We start from the raw sequence: 836 nt of genomic DNA on the forward strand, positions 1-836 counted from the left end.
GTAAATTATCATGGTATAAAGAAAGGGGAACGGGAAGACCTTGAAGCCAAGTTGGGCTTGAAGAAGGGTTTCCAGGTAACTCCCAACCTGATGGACCGTGCAAAGATCGTTATTCAGAAGTTCTTTGACGGCAAAGGTTTTAAGAATGTAGACGTCGATATTGTACAACGTGATGATTTGTCCAAAGAGGGCGAAGTGATCGTCGATATCAATATCGATAAGAATGAAAAGACGAAGATTCATCGTATTTATTTTGAAGGAAACAAGGCTTTGTCTAACAGGGACCTGAAGAAGGCGATGAAGAAGACGAACGAAAAGTTCAGTATTCCGAACGACTGGAAGACCAGTATCCTGGAAGCATTCAGTACGAAGAAGTTCACTACGGAAGAATACGAAAAAGATAAGCAGAACATTATCTCCAAATATAACGAACATGGTTATCGTGACGCGGTATTGCTGGCTGATAGTGTTGTGAATTTTAATGAGAAGAAGGTCGATATCTTCCTGAAACTGGAAGAAGGAGACAAGTATTATCTGAAAGACATTCGTTTTGTGGGTAATACGCAGTACGCTTCTGATTTTCTGGAGGCGATCCTCGGAATGAAGCCGGGTGAGGTGTATAACCAGAAAAAGTTGACGGAACGTTTGTCGACAGATGAAGATGCTGTATCCAATGTCTATTATAATAATGGTTACATCTTCTTTAGTGCCGACCCGGTAGAAGTAGATGTGGATAACGACTCTATCTCCCTGGAAGTGCGTATTCAGGAAGGTCCGCAGGCTACCATCAACCGTGTGATCATTAACGGTAACGACCGTCTGTATGAAGATATCGT

At 42.1% G+C, this 836-nt stretch carries 1 protein-coding gene; it reads left to right on the forward strand.

Annotated elements, in window-relative coordinates; translation table 11 throughout:
• On the forward strand, window positions 1–836 hold an 836-nt coding region (locus tag DWW23_RS26335; protein WP_305037004.1), incomplete at both ends, for a POTRA domain-containing protein.

This window comes from Parabacteroides sp. AF14-59, assembly GCF_003479515.1.
GTDB lineage: Bacteria > Bacteroidota > Bacteroidia > Bacteroidales > Tannerellaceae > Parabacteroides > Parabacteroides faecis.